Origin of the sequence: Bacteroides cellulolyticus (assembly GCF_025567135.1) — a bacterium.
Lineage (GTDB): Bacteria > Bacteroidota > Bacteroidia > Bacteroidales > Bacteroidaceae > Phocaeicola > Phocaeicola cellulolyticus.
The window spans coordinates 583769-598464 of record NZ_JAOQJJ010000001.1 but is presented as its reverse complement, the minus strand read 5'-3'; the positions used below and the strand labels follow the sequence as shown (position 1 = coordinate 598464).

Sequence of the window (14696 nt, the reverse complement as noted above, 5' to 3'; positions counted from 1 at the left end):
TATTTACGAACTATGGCGAGAATGGCAATTTTTCAATCAAACCTGGTATCGCCCCGAATTTTATTATTATTACGTACTTAAATTATCATTTTGACAATAAGTAATTGCCCCATCGGGTTTATTTACTATCTTTGCCGCCGTTTTGAAAATTCCCTTTAAACAAATGAATAAATTAAACGGACTGCTTTATGGCATAATATCATCGGCATCGTTTGGATTGATTCCGCTTTTTGCCATTCCAGCCATGCAGCATGGTATGGACTTTATGAATGTCATTTCATACAGATTCCTTTTTGCAACAATAGCACTGGCTGTTCTTCTGAAAATCAGGAAGGTTTCTTTCGGTATAGAAAAATCGGATTTGCCAACGCTCTTGCTGCTCTCATTTTTTTATCTGGTTTCTTCCGTATTCCTGTTATGGGGATATAAGTTTATGCCGTCAGGGGTGGCTACCACAATACATTTCATGTATCCTGTGATAACGACTCTTGTCATGATGCTCTTCTTCCACGAAAAGAATTCGCTGTTTCGCACATTGGCTATTCTGATGGCGATAGGAGGGGTGTATGCACTTTCGTATTCCGATTCGCAAGGCGAAACTAATATGTTGGGAGTGATTATTGTGCTGATATCGGCAGTGGGATATGCATTGTATCTTGTTACGGTTGGTCAGCGCAAGAACCAGAGCCTGAAAGGACTTAAGCTTACTTTTTATGTGTTTCTTTTCAGTACGGTGATACTGCTTGCAGGAATGTCGTCAACCGGAAGTTTGCATTCTATACCTGATTTGGCTACTGCAGGTAACTTGCTGCTGCTCGCCATAATACCGACTATCGTGTCGAATCTGACTTTAATAGAGGCTATAAAGTACATTGGGGCTACACAGACATCTGTATTGGGAGCCATGGAACCGGTGACAGCTGTAATAGTTGGTATAGCGATTTTTGGTGAAGCGTTTACTTTTACTATTGCGGTAGGTATAATACTTATAATTTCGGCTGTGACTATAATAATACTAAAAAGGTAATAAAACTATAACATTGAATTGATTATGAAGAAACTACTTTGTCCGCAGTGTAAGATATCATCTATGTATGTAAAGAATGCCAGTGGAGAACGCCGGCTGGTATATGTGGATGAAAATCACAATATCGTGCCTAAGTATCCTGAAGAGAGTCTGGAGGGGTTTGATCTGACTGAAGTATATTGCCTGGGATGTTCTTGGCATGGTTCACCAAAGAGATTGAGTAGTAAATATGTATGAATTTATTGCACAAAATCTGTTTTTCTGTGTAATAAATGCTTCTTTTTTACTCGTTTTCGGTAAGTTTTAGTATCTTTGCCACCTAAATGTTTAAATATTAATGAATTATATATTATGGAAAAAGTTATAATCAATTCTTATGATGAATTTGAAAAGTTGGTAGGCAAACAGATTGGAATTTCAGACTGGTTGGAAATATCTCAGGAACGTATTAATCAGTTTGCAGATGCTACTTTGGATCATCAGTGGATACATGTTGATGTAGAGAAGGCAAAGGTGGAAAGCCCTTATAAAAGTACTATAGTACACGGTTATCTCACTCTTTCTGTTCTTCCGTATCTTTGGAATCAGATAATAGAGGTAAACAACCTGAAGATGATGGTTAATTATGGTATGGACAAGATGAAATTCGGTCAGGCTGTACTTTCAGGTCAGAGCGTGAGACTGGTTGCCGACTTGCAGTCGCTGGTTAACCTTCGCGGAGTTGCCAAGGCTGAGATTAAATTCTCTATAGAAATTAAAGACCAGAAGAAGAAAGCACTTGAAGGAGTTGCAACATTCCTTTATTATTTCAATTAATAATTCATAAAGCAAAGGGTTAAACAGTTGAGTATGTCAATGCTGTTTAACCCTTTTATAATTTCTTGATGTTTTTACATTTGTCTGTAATTTTTTGCCAATCCTCCTTCGCTTGTTTCCTTGTATAATGAAGGGAGGTCGTGGCCTGTCTGTTTCATTACTTCTACCACACGATCGAACGATACACGGTGGTGTCCGTCGGTAAATGCCGAATAGATATTTGCGTCGAGAGCACGCGCTGCGGCGTATGCGTTTCTTTCGATACATGGTATTTGTACCAGACCGCATACAGGGTCGCAAGTCATGCCTAGATGGTGTTCCAATCCCATTTCTGCCGCATACTCGATTTGTGCGGGGCTTCCGCCGAATAATTGGCTTGCAGCTGCTGAGGCCATGGAACATGCCACTCCGACTTCTGCCTGACATCCTGCTTCTGCACCTGAAATAGAAGCGTTTTGTTTTACGATATTTCCAATCAGACCTGCAGTGGCAAGGGCTCTCAATATTCTGGCGTCGCTGAATTCACGGCTTTTCTGCAAGTGCAGCAATACTGCCGGCACTACTCCGCACGAACCGCAGGTAGGAGCCGTGACAATTTTTCCTCCGGCTGCATTTTCCTCGCTTACTGCCAGTGCATAAGCAAAAACCAGTCCTCTTGAGCGAAGAGAATCTTTGTATCCCTTGGCGCGTATATAGTATGATGAGGCTTTTCTTGGCAAGTTTAGCGGACCGGGCAATACGCCTTCGGCATCCAAGCCTCTGTAGATGGCGGCTTTCATGGTTTCCCATACTTCTGCCAGGAAATCCCATATCTCCGGACCTTCGCACTGTTCTACATATTCCCAGTAGCTTTTTCCTGTATGCTTGCACCATGCCAGAATTTCACTCATGTTCTTCATGTCGTAGATGTCTTCTGATACAGTCATGCCTTTACCTTCTTCGGCAAGAGCTCCTCCGCCTACACTGAATACTGTCCATTCGTCTGTCACACGTTTGTTTGAGTCGAGCGACTTGAATGTCATTCCGTTGGGGTGAAATGGCAGGAATACGTGTGATTTCCAGATCAATTCTACTGGGGCATGCGGTTGCAGGGTGTCCAGTATGGCAATGTCTGTCATGTGTCCTTTTCCGGTAGCTGCCAGGCTTCCGTAAAGTATCACCTGAAACGATGCAGCTTCAGGATGTTTTTTCAGGAACATTTCTGCAGCTTTTCTTGGTCCCATGGTGTGGCTGCTTGAAGGGCCTGTTCCTATTCTGTATAGTTCTCTAATTGATTTCATCGTGATTTGTTTTATATTGTTTGCCTGTGATGGCATATTATATGTTTACTACTGTAATTCCTGCACCTCCGAATTGCACGTGTTCGTCGTGGAAGCTGGACACTCCCGGCACTGTGGCTAGATATTGCCTGATCAGTGTACGGAGGATGCCCGAACCGGTGCCGTGCAATATCCTTACGCTTTTGGCTCCTACCAGTATGGCATCGTCAATAAAATAAGTAACAGCCTGGATGGCTTCATCTGCTCTCATGCCGCGCACGTCGATTTCATGCTTGAAGTTGAGCTTCTTTTCGTACATGCTGCTTTGTGTGGCAGTACTTACAAAGCTGGCCTTGGCAGGAGAAGCGGCAGACGGCTTGGGAGCGTCTGTATGTTCCAGTCTCTCCGTCTTTACGTTTGTTTTCATAAGGCCGAACATTACAACTGCATTCTTGCCGTTGATCTCCAAAACCTGTCCTACGCTGCTCTGTCCTTTTATACGTACATAGTCCCCGGTATTGATAGGTTTCACCTTAGGAATGACAGGTGTGCTTGTCTCGTTTGCCTTCTTTTCTTTCTTTTCCTTGCGGCGTTCCTGTTTTTCCCTCAGTTTTTCCATCTTTTGGGCTATTTTCTCTTCCATGGCAGCCTTTTCCAGTTCTTCCACTTCGCGTCTGAAGTCTGTAAGTTCCTGTCTTGCCAAACGTGTACGTTCTTTTTCAGCCTGCGCTTCCTTAATGGTACGGATGGTGTTTTCTATGCGGGCATTCGATTCCTGCAGGATTTTCTCTGCTTCGTCCTTGGCTTTTTTCAGTATTTCCTTTCTGCTCTTGGCAAGTTCCTCCATTTCCTTTTCATACTTGGCAATGGTTTCTTCCATTTGCTTTTCGCGCTTACGGATATTCTGACGCTTGGTTTCCCAGTATCTTTTGTCGCGGACTATGTCTTGCAGATATTTGTCGCTCTGTATGTATTCGCTTCCAACAATTTCGGATGCATCTGCTATAACGTCTTCCGGAAGTCCTATCTTGCGTGCTATCTCTACGGCGAACGAGCTTCCCGGGTTGCCTATCTGAAGCTGGAACAGGGCACGCATCTCATGCCTGTCGTACAGCATGGCTCCGTTAATCACTCCTTCGTTGTTCTCTGCAAAATGTTTCAGGTTCTGGTAGTGTGTCGTTATCACTCCGAATGTTTTCTTTGCATTGAAGCGTTTCAGCACTGCTTCTGCTATGGCACCGCCTATTTGCGGTTCCGTACCGCCTCCGAATTCATCAATCAGGATGATGCTTCCTTCGTTGCAGTATTTCATCATGTTCTTCATATTCGTAAGATGTGACGAATATGTACTGAGGTCGTCCTCGATGCTTTGCTCGTCGCCTATGTCGATGAAGATGCCGCTGAAGATGCCGGCATGGCTGCGTTCGTTCATCGGGACAGGTATTCCGCATTGCAGCATATACTGTAGCAGTCCTACGGTCTTGAGGCAGACTGATTTACCACCTGCATTAGGACCGGAGATGAGGAGAATTCTGTTCTTGTCGTTCAGGGCTATTTCCAGCGGAACAACTTTCTTGTTATGCTTCTCGAGGTTTATTCTCAAAAGTGGATGTATTGCATCAAACCAGTCTATTGTCCTGCTGTTTTCCATGGCAGGCTTTACGGCTTTGGTGTCGATGCCGAACAATGCTTTTGCTCTTATGAAATCTATTTTGGCAAGAAACTCGTATGAGACGAGTATTGCGGGAATATGTGGTCGGATTTCTTTAGAGAATTCGGTCAGGATTCTTATTATTTCTCTTCGCTCTTCACCTTCAAGCTCTCTTATTCTGTTGTTGGCTTCAACTACTTCTGCCGGTTCTATGAAGACGGTTTTTCCTGTTGCGGATTCGTCGTGCACTATACCCCTGATCTTTCTTTTCATGCCGGGTGCTACAGGGATTACAAGTCTTCCGTCGCGTACGGTTGGTGTGACGTCCTTGTCAACAAAGCCTTCCGATTGTGCCTGCCTCAATATCGAGTTCAGACTTCGTGATATGCTGCCTGCCGTTGATGACAGTTCGCGTCGGATAGACAAAAGCTGTGGTGAGGCATTGTCTTTGATTTTCCCGAATTTATCAAGTATATTATTGATTTTTGATGTCAGCTGTGGAAAGACCATGATGTCTTCTGCAAGTTTGCATAGAGTAGGGAATTGACTGTTCTTTTCGTTGTCGTCAGTTTCCCCGTCATTGTCTCTCTGAAAAAACATAATTATATCCCTGATGGTTTCGAGTGAACGGCGAAGGTCGAAAAGCTCAGCTTCGTTCATGTACATTCCTTCAATCCTGATTCTTTTCAGTGATGGGCGTACATCGAAAAAGTTCTGGTCAGGGAATTCGTTTTCTCCCTGAAGAATTTGAGTGAATTCGTTTACCTGGTCCAGTAATAAATTTACATTGCTGAAATCATCTGAAAAACTCATTTCGTCCACCTTTTCTTCTCCTAGCGTGCATAGGCATTTTTGCTTTATGAGTGAACGTATTTGGTCGAACCCTATTTTTTGTTCAAAGTTAAGGGGGTATATCATGTTTCTTTTAGTGTTATTATGCTGTTTTATAAATACGAGGCAAAGGTAGCACAATGCGATTTTATTTCAAAATATTTTTCATTACTACACAACTGATGGCTTGAATTATTTATCTTTTTTTGGTAATTTTGCACACCAAATAAAAGAGATTGTTGGTATAGTATGAAATTGAAAAAAGATATAGAAATAGAAAAAGGTCCCGATGGATATGTCTTGGGCGGAGGGGATATGGAAGCTTCTGAATATGACATGCTTACTCCGCTTAGTGATGAAGCCGTGTTCCTGATAGAAAAGGTAGGTCAGGATGAATTTGATGAAGATACTCTGGCCGGGTTGCTGTGCAGTGAATTTGGTATGGATTACAGCCGTGCGATTGATGAGGCTCTGGCATATATGAACCATTGGCAGGACATAGGTATAACACGTTGGTAATATAATCTTGGAGATGTTGTTTGATAAGAAATCTCTTTCCGGAATATTAAATACTATTATATGGATGTGGAGGCAGATGGCGGGATATAGGGTTCCGGTATTTGCCTCTGTGTTTATTGGTCTTGTAAGGATTGTAGCTTCTCTGCTTTTTATCTGGATAAGCAAGGAGATGATTGATGCTGCGGTAAATTCGGGTGCTGACCTGAAGTCTTATTCGCTGGCGTTGGTTATGACTTTGGGAGTGGAGATAATATGTTCGGCTTTTCAGGGATATATAGATGTAAGGACAGAGGTCGGGCTGCGTAACACCTTGAGAGGTAATATCTTCCGTAAGGCTTTGAATGGAAGATGGTTTGGCAAGGAAAGGTGGCATACGGGTGATGTGGTGAACCGTCTGGAAGAAGATGTCAGGGTAGTGGCAGATACGTTATGTCATTTGATGCCTGGAACTGTAATAATTCTGGCACAGCTGGTAGGGGCTTTCATTTTCTTATGGACAATGAACAGATCACTGGCATGGGTTATAATATGTATTCTGCCTTTGTTTCTGTTGATGTCTGCCGTAATGGCGCGTAAGATAAAGAAACTGACGTCAGATATCCGTAATTCTGATTCTCGTGTGCAATCCATATTGCAGGAATCTCTTCAGAAACGTATTGTTATAATTGCTTTGAGCAGGGCAGGGTATATATTAAAACGTTTGGACGAGGCTCAGGGAATTTTGCAGGATAAGGTGATGAAGAGGAATAAATTTACTACTACATCGCGCACTGCTGTAATGGCAGGTTTTGCTACAGGATATCTCACGGCTTTTATATGGGGAGTGCATAACTTGCAGGCCGGTGTTGTGACATTCGGTATGTTGTCGGCATTTCTTCAGCTGGTCGGCCTTATACAGCGTCCTACTGCCGATTTGAGTCGTCGTCTTCCGGCTATGATACATGCTATGGCGTCTGCCGACAGGCTGGTGGAAGTGTATAATGTGGAGCAAGAGGAAATCTCTATGGATGATCATGTTTCTGGAAGTCGTTGGAATGGAATAAGGTTCGAAAATGTGACTTTCAGGTATCCTGATGGAAAGAGAAATATATTGGATAATTTCAGCTATGATTTCCGCCCCGGAACTTCTACAGCGATAATGGGTGAGACGGGAGCAGGGAAAAGTACCATGATGAGGATAATGCTTGGACTTCTCAGACCGGAAAACGGTAATGTGACACTGTATGATGAAAATGGAGACACTGTTAATGCTTCCGCTAGTTCAAGACAGGGAATAGTATATGTTCCTCAAGGTAACAGTCTGCTCAGTGCTACAATCCGTGAGAACCTTATCGGTGACAATGTTTCCCTGAGTGATGACGATATAAGAAAAGCACTTTATATGGCTGCTGCTGAGTTTGTATATGAACTTCCGGAAGGTCTTGAAACCAAATGTGGTGAAGGCGGTGAAGGTTTGAGCGAAGGGCAGGCACAGCGCATAGCAATAGCCAGAGCTTTGTTGAACAGAGGACGCATAATGTTGCTTGATGAATTTACTTCTGCCCTTGATGCCGAGACAGAGCGTAAATTGATGAACCGTCTCACGGAAAATGCAGGTGACAAAACGTTGGTGTTTATCACTCATAGGGCAGAAATAGCGGAACAGTGTGATAATATTGTGTATATGAACAGAAAGACTGAGTTGGATGAAAAAATTGATAATGCCTAACGGTATATTGTTGGGAGAGGTTGAAAGACTTTTGTCGCAAGGGACAGTTGTTACCATTATAACCAAGGGTAACAGCATGCTGCCGTTTATCGTCGGTGAAAGGGATAGTGTGGTCCTTAAATCATATGGTGAACCGAAAGTAGGTGATATTGCACTGGCTCATTTGGACAATGATGTTTATGTTCTTCATCGTATAATACATATATCCGATAATGGGACTGTAACACTTATGGGTGACGGGAATATCCGTGGAACAGAAAGTTGCCATATCAGCCGCTTGTGCGGAAAGGCGGTTTTTGTTATAAGGAAGGGCAGGAAGTATAATCCTGATTCCAGAATTTGGCTTTCGATGTATAGAATATGGAGGCATCTATTGCCTGTCAGGCGTTATCTGCTTGCGATATATATAAGACTTTTCATTAAATTAATATAGATAGAATATGCTAAGAACATATAAGGTTGGCGGACACAGGTTTTGTGTTTCAATGTCGGATGATTCTGCTTTATGGAAAGGAATGGACAATTATAATCCTTTCATGGTGGATAGCAATGCTGGTTTATGTAATGCTGAAATCTCGGATTTGCTGTTCCGTCTTGATATAGACTTTTCTTCAAATGGGGACGATATTGTCCGTGATTCAAAGTATCTGGCAGAGTTTGATGATGATACCGCATACATATCCTTGATGTCAGGCCCTGATAATCAAAGACTTTTTCTGATATCTCTTAATTCGGCAATGAAGGAACAGGGAGGTATATTGGCAGTGGAACGTAATAATCAGGAATGTAAGCTGTATTTGGGTGCATGCAATGATTATAGGCATGGCTTGTTTATAGTGAATAATGCCTTGATGCTGCTTTATGCCTTGATGTCGTCAGTGAAAGATACCATATTGATACATGCATCTGTAGTGATGGCGGACGGATATGGTTTTGCTTTCCTTGGTAAAAGCGGTACCGGAAAGAGTACTCATACACGATTGTGGCTCCAGAATATACCTGGAACATCATTGCTTAATGATGATAACCCTGTCGTCAGGATTGATTCGTCAGGAAACCCTGTTATTTATGGCTCTCCGTGGAGCGGCAAGACGCCATGCTATCGTAATGAGGAAGTGCCGCTTAGAGCTATAGTCAGATTGAGCCAGGCACCTCGGAATCTTATAAGAAAATTGTCAGGAATTTCAGCTTATGCGGCATTGGCACCTTCGGCTTCATCGATGAAATGGGAAAAGAGTATGGCAGACGGATTGCATGAAACATTGTCAAAGCTAGTTTCAACTGTTGGAATATACCATCTGGAGTGTCTTCCTGATGCTGAGGCTTCGCTTTTGTGTCACGAGACAGTTAAATGAGGATTAATATTAGAACACATAAATTATATAATTAAACTATGAGGATAAAGAAAGGATTTGTACTACGCGAATTGGTAGGACAGAAAATAGTTACCGGCGAGGGACTTGAACAAATAGATTTCAACAAGTTGGTTTCATTGAATTCGTCTGCCGCTTATTTGTGGGAACATTTGGTAAGCAGAGAATTTGACTTGGAAACTATGGTGGATTTGCTTCTTGAACGTTACGACATTGAACGTAGCGTGGCATTGAAGGATGCCCGTGCCTTGTTGGATAATTGGAAGTCAATAGGCTTGATAGAAGACTGATATAATGACTTTTCCAGATTTGCATGTATGCGGTATTGTATGCATACATGCATTTTTTTGCAATAAAAATTTAATATAAAGGTATATATTTACGAATATTCATTATTCTGACATATAAAAGTTGTCATATGATGATTATTTATGCAAAAAAGCAGTAACTTTGCCGCCGGTTAGAGTTTTAATTGAAATGCAAGAAAGGGTAAATAATATTATTGAGATTTCCCATGTCTCAAAATACTTCGATGATAAGGTAGCTCTTGACGATATCAACCTTTACATACGCAAGGGCGAGTTTGTAACTATATTGGGGCCTTCGGGTTGTGGAAAGACAACGTTGCTCCGTCTGTTGGCAGGTTTTCAGACAGCATCGGAAGGTGTTATAACAATTAATGGTAAAGAGATTACCCAGACACCTCCGCATAAGCGTCCCGTCAACACAGTATTCCAGAAATATGCTTTATTCCCTCATCTTAATGTTTACGACAATATAGCGTTCGGTCTGAAACTGAAAAAGATGCCCAAGGATGAAATCATGCGCAAGGTGAAGAACGCCTTGAAGATGGTGAGCATGAGTGATTATGAGTATCGCGATGTAAACTCTCTTTCCGGCGGTCAGCAGCAGCGTGTAGCTATAGCCCGTGCCATTGTAAACGAGCCTGATGTTCTTCTGCTTGACGAACCGCTTGCTGCACTTGATCTCAAGATGCGTAAGGATATGCAGATGGAACTGAAGGAAATGCACAAGCGTCTGGGTATCACGTTTGTGTATGTGACACACGACCAGGAAGAAGCTTTAACTCTGAGTGACACCATAGTTGTGATGAGCGAGGGAAGAATTCAGCAGATAGGTACCCCAACGGATATATATAATGAGCCTGTCAATTCGTTTGTGGCTGACTTTATCGGTGAGAGTAACATACTTAACGGAGTGATGATACACGACCGCTTAGTAAGCTTTGCAGGTGTAGAGGCAGAATGTGTGGACGAAGGATTTGGTGACAATGTACCTGTGGATGTGGTTATACGTCCGGAGGATCTTTACATATTCCCTGTAAACGACTCCGCACAGTTCCGTGGTAAGGTTACATCATGCATATTCAAGGGTGTGCACTACGAGATGGTGGTAGTTGCAAACGGATTTGAGTTTGTTGTGCAGGATTATCATCATTTTGAAGTAGGATCAGAAGTTGGACTGTTGGTGAAGCCATACGACATACATATAATGAAGAAAGAAAGGGTATGCAACACGTTTGAAGGAAAAATCATAGACGAAACTCATGTTGAGTTCCTCGGTTGTGAGTTTGAGTGTCGTAAGGAAGCAACGTCAGGCATGGATGCAGGCACGGAAGTGTTGGTGGAAGTACCTTTCGACGGAATTGTGCTTGACGATAATCAGGAGGACGGTACTCTGACTGGAAGCATAAGCTTCATCCTTTATAAGGGCGACCATTACCATATCACTGTCAATTCCGATTGGGATGAGCCGGTATATGCCGATACAAACGATATTTGGGATAAGGGCGACAATGTAGGTATCAGCATTCCGTCTGAATACATATCCATACGCAGAAAAAATTAATAACTAACTATAAAAGGAAACGAGGTGAAACTAAGTAACATTCGTATTTTTCTTACTTCGCGTAAGAGTTGGACATTGCCGTACATCATCTTCTCGGCATTCTTTGTAGTCCTTCCGCTGATATTGATTGTGGTATTTGCGTTTACTGACGAGAGGGGGGATTTCACTTTTGCCAACTTCAGTAAGTTCATGTCTCATCCGGAGGCTGTGAACACATTTATCTATTCCATAGGTATAGCCATAATAAATACACTGATATGTATCCTGCTGGGATATCCGGCTGCGTATATTCTGAGCAGGCTCAAGTCAGGCTATTCACAGATAGTAGTGATGCTTTTCATCCTGCCTATGTGGGTAAACATTCTGATACGTACTCTTGCCACAGTGGCACTGTTCGATTTCTTCCGTGTACCGTTGGGAGAGGGGGCATTGATTTTCGGTATGGTTTATAACTACATTCCGTTTATGATTTACCCCATCTACAATACACTGGTCAAGATGGATCGCAGCTATATCGAGGCGGCACAGGATCTTGGAGCAACTCCTTTTCAGGTTTTCACCAAAACCATACTTCCGCTTTCCATGCCGGGAGTGGCAAGCGGCATTCTCATGGTGTTTATGCCTACCATTTCTACTTTTGCCATAGCCGAGCTGCTTACAATGAACAATATAAAACTGTTCGGTACTACAATTCAGGAGAACATTAACAACAGTATGTGGAACTACGGTGCCGCACTTTCGCTCATTATGCTGTTCCTTATAGGTGCCGCCACTCTTTTTGCTTCTGACGACAATCAGGAGAAGGAAGGAGGTGCGATATGGTAAACATGATAAAGAAAGTCCTCTGCCATGGCTATCTATGGCTGTTGCTTCTGATGCTTTATTCTCCTATCATCATAATCATGATATACTCCTTCACGGAGGCTAAAGTTCTTGGCAACTGGACCGGTTTTTCAACAAAACTTTACGAAAATCTTTTCGTGCACGGCACTCACCACTCTTTGGTAAATGCCCTCTGGAACACCATTACCATAGCCTTGATTACAGCTGTAGTATCTACTCTGCTTGGAACGATAACTGCAATAGGTATGTTCAATCTGCGTGCACGTCAGCGTAGGGCTGTGTCATTCATAAACAACATTCCTATATTGAACGGTGATATAATCATGGGTGTATCCCTGTTCCTGCTTTTCGTTTCGTTGGGAATACATCAGGGATATGGCACTGTACTCATGGCTCATATAGCTTTCTGTACACCATACGTGGTGCTCAGTGTGTTGCCGCGTCTCAAACAGATGAACCCTAACCTTTATGAGGCTGCGCTCGACCTGGGAGCGACTCCCGGACAGGCATTGAGGAAAGTCATCATCCCTGAAATTCTGCCCGGAATGATAGCAGGTTTCATGCTTGCAGTAACAATTTCAATTGACGATTTCGCTGTAACCATATTTACCATAGGAAACGAAGGGCTAGAGACTCTTTCTACATATATATATTCGGATGCAAGAAAGGGCGGACTTACACCGGAACTTCGTCCGTTGTCAACTATTATATTCCTCATCGTGCTGTTTATGCTTATAATGATAAACCGCCGTGCAGGGAAGAAGAACGCAAAATAACGATGATAGATTATGAACAGACTTTATACAATATTTCTGACACTGCTCACGGCAATATTCCTTACGGGATGCTATAACAGTGAGGATCGCGAGAAGGTCTTGAAGATTTACAACTGGGGCGATTATATTGACGAGGAAGTGCTGGCGGCTTTCCCCGAGTGGTATAAGGAGCAGACAGGAGAGGAGATAAGCATTGTATATCAGACATTCGATATAAATGAGATAATGCTAACCAAGATAGAACGTGGTAAGGAAGACTTCGATGTGGTATGCCCTTCGGAATATATTATCGAGAGAATGCTGGTGAAAGACCTGCTTCTGCCTATAGATACGGCTTTTGGCAAGACACCAAACTACATTCACAATATATCTCCGTATGTACGTGGCGAGCTGGATAAGCTTGGACTTCCGGGACGCCCGACGTCGAAATATGCTGTAGGGTACATGTGGGGTACGGCAGGAATACTTTACAACAAGAAATATGTATCGACAGAAGAAGCATCTACATGGCATTCTTTATGGGACAGCAAGTTCCGCAACAAGCTGCTGATGAAAGACAGCTATCGTGATGCATATGGAACTGCTGTGATATATGCCAATCGTGAAGCATTGGCAAAGGGCGATATAAAGGTTGATGACCTGATGAACAACTATTCGCCTGAGGCTATTGCCACAGCTGAAAAATACCTGAAGGATCTGAAACCTAACATAGCCGGATGGGAGGCCGATTTCGGTAAGGAAATGATGACCAAAAGCAAGGCATATCTGAATATGACATGGAGCGGTGACGCCGTGTGGGCGATAGAGGAAGCTGAAGCGATAGGAGTGGAATTGGGATATGAAGTGCCGAAAGAAGGAAGTAACGTATGGTTCGACGGATGGGTTATCCCGCGATATGCACGCAACAGGAAGGCTGCAAGCTATTTCATAAACTATCTTTGCCGTCCTGATGTGGCATTGGCTAATATGGAAACCATAGGTTATGTCAGTGCGGTTGCCACACCTGAGATTCTTGAGGAAAAGATTGATACAACTCTTGAAACATATTCCAATCTGGCTTATTTCTTCGGCCCTGAGGCAAGACATATACAGATAGATCCGATACAGTATCCTGACAGTGCGGTAGTGGCACGCTGTGCAATCATACGCGATTCAGGAGAGAGGACACAGGCTGTTCTGGATATGTGGTCGCACGTCAAGGGAGACAATCTTGGAGGAGGACTTGTGATATTCATTCTTCTTACACTGTTGGTGCTGGTTATCTATGTTTCGTATAAAAAGATAGAGAAATATAGGAACAGACGCAATCAGAGCAGAAGAAAAAGAAGAGTCAAACGTCATATTCGTCGATGATTTCATTCTATTCATAGGTATTTAAGGGAGGTATTGACCTCCCTTTTTTATTTTGTCGATAAAACAATCGGGTGTATCTAAACTTCTTTTTATACGTGGTGTCGCATTATATTTTTGTAGAAAATAAATGTTTATGATATGAGTGTAAAAAGATTTGGATTATTCATGGCATCATTGCCTTCTCTGGTGTTTTTATGTGTTGGTTTGTCGTCATGCAGTGCCGACGATGATTTGAGAGTCTATGAACCTATTGACAAGCTGCATATCGGCGAGCAGTATGTGTTCGATACGACTCTCAATAATATAAGGCAGGGCGATTCGGTAGTAGTTCTGAATTTCTATAAGGACGAAGTCACTGACCTTGATTATGTGGATTATGACGAGGATTACTGCTGTTTCGTATTCCGTAAAGGAACAACTTCAAACTATAAAATCAGTTGGGATTTCAGCTCGTATAGTAGTTATGTGGAAGTACAGTACGGACAAAACGGAATGTGGTATAAGATGAACCAGTACGATTGGAAAGAGCGTATCCTTACGGCAAACGATGGAATGACGGTAAGGATGGTGTGCGACCCAAGTAAGAACCAGATAAACCTGACAGTAAACAAATTCTCTATTGAAGAATATATTCCAGAAGAGTAATTATTTGTTTAGAGCGGTATTAGTTA

15 protein-coding genes are annotated in these 14696 nt (G+C 42.6%); 13 read left to right on the top strand and 2 right to left on the bottom strand.

What is annotated here, in order from left to right; translation table 11 throughout:
• Positions 1 to 163: 163 nt before the first annotated feature.
• From OCV82_RS02615 to OCV82_RS02605, 3 genes are all read left to right on the top strand, one after another.
• Complete coding sequence (locus tag OCV82_RS02615) at positions 164 to 1027, top strand: DMT family transporter (RefSeq protein WP_154042966.1); 864 nt, start codon at positions 164 to 166, stop codon at positions 1025 to 1027.
• Positions 1028 to 1051: 24 nt separating this feature from the next.
• Positions 1052 to 1264: a hypothetical protein gene (locus OCV82_RS02610; RefSeq protein ID WP_154042965.1), complete on the top strand. Its 213-nt coding sequence runs from the start codon at positions 1052 to 1054 to the stop codon at positions 1262 to 1264.
• Positions 1265 to 1378: 114 nt separating this feature from the next.
• Entirely contained in the window at positions 1379 to 1843 is a 465-nt protein-coding gene (locus tag OCV82_RS02605) for a MaoC family dehydratase (RefSeq protein ID WP_154042964.1), read from the top strand.
• A 74-nt stretch (positions 1844 to 1917) separates the two neighbouring features.
• On the opposite strand, the gene OCV82_RS02600 is transcribed toward OCV82_RS02605, so the two are convergent.
• Together OCV82_RS02600 and OCV82_RS02595 are read right to left on the bottom strand one after the other, a co-directional pair.
• Positions 1918 to 3123 carry an L-serine ammonia-lyase gene (locus OCV82_RS02600; RefSeq protein WP_154042963.1) on the bottom strand — a complete coding sequence of 402 codons (1206 nt, stop codon included), beginning with the start codon at positions 3121 to 3123 and terminating at the stop codon, positions 1918 to 1920.
• Positions 3124 to 3160: 37 nt separating this feature from the next.
• Entirely contained in the window at positions 3161 to 5671 is a 2511-nt protein-coding gene (locus tag OCV82_RS02595; RefSeq protein WP_154042962.1) for an endonuclease MutS2, read from the bottom strand.
• 162 nt (positions 5672 to 5833) lie between these two features.
• On the opposite strand from OCV82_RS02595, the gene OCV82_RS02590 reads away from it, so the two are divergent.
• From OCV82_RS02590 to OCV82_RS02545, 10 genes are all read left to right on the top strand, one after another.
• The gene (locus OCV82_RS02590) at positions 5834 to 6103 is read left to right on the top strand and encodes a hypothetical protein (protein ID WP_154042961.1); all 270 of its coding nucleotides are present in this window, start codon (positions 5834 to 5836) and stop codon (positions 6101 to 6103) included.
• 64 nt (positions 6104 to 6167) lie between these two features.
• Positions 6168 to 7811: an ABC transporter ATP-binding protein gene (locus OCV82_RS02585; RefSeq protein ID WP_262542809.1), complete on the top strand. Its 1644-nt coding sequence runs from the start codon at positions 6168 to 6170 to the stop codon at positions 7809 to 7811.
• Positions 7789 to 8244: a S24/S26 family peptidase gene (locus OCV82_RS02580; RefSeq protein ID WP_154042959.1), complete on the top strand. Its 456-nt coding sequence runs from the start codon at positions 7789 to 7791 to the stop codon at positions 8242 to 8244. The genes OCV82_RS02585 and OCV82_RS02580 overlap by 23 nt, the downstream gene beginning before the upstream one ends.
• A 7-nt stretch (positions 8245 to 8251) precedes the next feature.
• Positions 8252 to 9166 carry a hypothetical protein gene (locus OCV82_RS02575; RefSeq protein WP_154042958.1) on the top strand — a complete coding sequence of 305 codons (915 nt, stop codon included), beginning with the start codon at positions 8252 to 8254 and terminating at the stop codon, positions 9164 to 9166.
• Between the two features lie 38 nt (positions 9167 to 9204).
• Positions 9205 to 9474 carry a PqqD family protein gene (locus OCV82_RS02570; RefSeq protein ID WP_154042957.1) on the top strand — a complete coding sequence of 90 codons (270 nt, stop codon included), beginning with the start codon at positions 9205 to 9207 and terminating at the stop codon, positions 9472 to 9474.
• Positions 9475 to 9661: 187 nt separating this feature from the next.
• Positions 9662 to 11053: an ABC transporter ATP-binding protein gene (locus OCV82_RS02565; RefSeq protein WP_154042956.1), complete on the top strand. Its 1392-nt coding sequence runs from the start codon at positions 9662 to 9664 to the stop codon at positions 11051 to 11053.
• A gap of 24 nt (positions 11054 to 11077) precedes the next feature.
• Complete coding sequence (locus OCV82_RS02560) at positions 11078 to 11878, top strand: ABC transporter permease (protein ID WP_154042955.1); 801 nt, start codon at positions 11078 to 11080, stop codon at positions 11876 to 11878.
• Between the two features lie 2 nt (positions 11879 to 11880).
• A complete protein-coding gene (locus OCV82_RS02555) occupies positions 11881 to 12672 on the top strand; it encodes an ABC transporter permease (protein ID WP_154042954.1) in 792 nt (263 codons plus the stop codon).
• Positions 12673 to 12684: 12 nt separating this feature from the next.
• Positions 12685 to 14025 (top strand): ABC transporter substrate-binding protein, encoded by a 1341-nt coding sequence (locus OCV82_RS02550; protein WP_154042953.1) that lies wholly within the window; start codon positions 12685 to 12687, stop codon positions 14023 to 14025.
• A gap of 138 nt (positions 14026 to 14163) precedes the next feature.
• Positions 14164 to 14670: a hypothetical protein gene (locus OCV82_RS02545; RefSeq protein WP_154042952.1), complete on the top strand. Its 507-nt coding sequence runs from the start codon at positions 14164 to 14166 to the stop codon at positions 14668 to 14670.
• Positions 14671 to 14696: the final 26 nt, after the last annotated feature.

Bases quoted from the DNA above. Each gene is read 5' to 3' on its own strand.
- OCV82_RS02580 (WP_154042959.1), top strand. From the start codon at position 7,789: ATGAAAAAATTGATAATGCCTAACGGTATATTGTTGGGAGAGGTTGAA.
- OCV82_RS02585 (WP_262542809.1), top strand. From the start codon at position 6,168: ATGTGGAGGCAGATGGCGGGATATAGGGTTCCGGTATTTGCCTCTGTG.
- OCV82_RS02595 (WP_154042962.1), bottom strand. From the start codon at position 5,671: ATGATATACCCCCTTAACTTTGAACAAAAAATAGGGTTCGACCAAATA.
- OCV82_RS02565 (WP_154042956.1), top strand. From the start codon at position 9,662: ATGCAAGAAAGGGTAAATAATATTATTGAGATTTCCCATGTCTCAAAA.
- OCV82_RS02550 (WP_154042953.1), top strand. From the start codon at position 12,685: ATGAACAGACTTTATACAATATTTCTGACACTGCTCACGGCAATATTC.
- OCV82_RS02570 (WP_154042957.1), top strand. From the start codon at position 9,205: ATGAGGATAAAGAAAGGATTTGTACTACGCGAATTGGTAGGACAGAAA.
- OCV82_RS02545 (WP_154042952.1), top strand. From the start codon at position 14,164: ATGAGTGTAAAAAGATTTGGATTATTCATGGCATCATTGCCTTCTCTG.
- OCV82_RS02590 (WP_154042961.1), top strand. From the start codon at position 5,834: ATGAAATTGAAAAAAGATATAGAAATAGAAAAAGGTCCCGATGGATAT.
- OCV82_RS02615 (WP_154042966.1), top strand. From the start codon at position 164: ATGAATAAATTAAACGGACTGCTTTATGGCATAATATCATCGGCATCG.
- OCV82_RS02605 (WP_154042964.1), top strand. From the start codon at position 1,379: ATGGAAAAAGTTATAATCAATTCTTATGATGAATTTGAAAAGTTGGTA.
- OCV82_RS02555 (WP_154042954.1), top strand. From the start codon at position 11,881: ATGATAAAGAAAGTCCTCTGCCATGGCTATCTATGGCTGTTGCTTCTG.
- OCV82_RS02575 (WP_154042958.1), top strand. From the start codon at position 8,252: ATGCTAAGAACATATAAGGTTGGCGGACACAGGTTTTGTGTTTCAATG.
- OCV82_RS02610 (WP_154042965.1), top strand. From the start codon at position 1,052: ATGAAGAAACTACTTTGTCCGCAGTGTAAGATATCATCTATGTATGTA.
- OCV82_RS02600 (WP_154042963.1), bottom strand. From the start codon at position 3,123: ATGAAATCAATTAGAGAACTATACAGAATAGGAACAGGCCCTTCAAGC.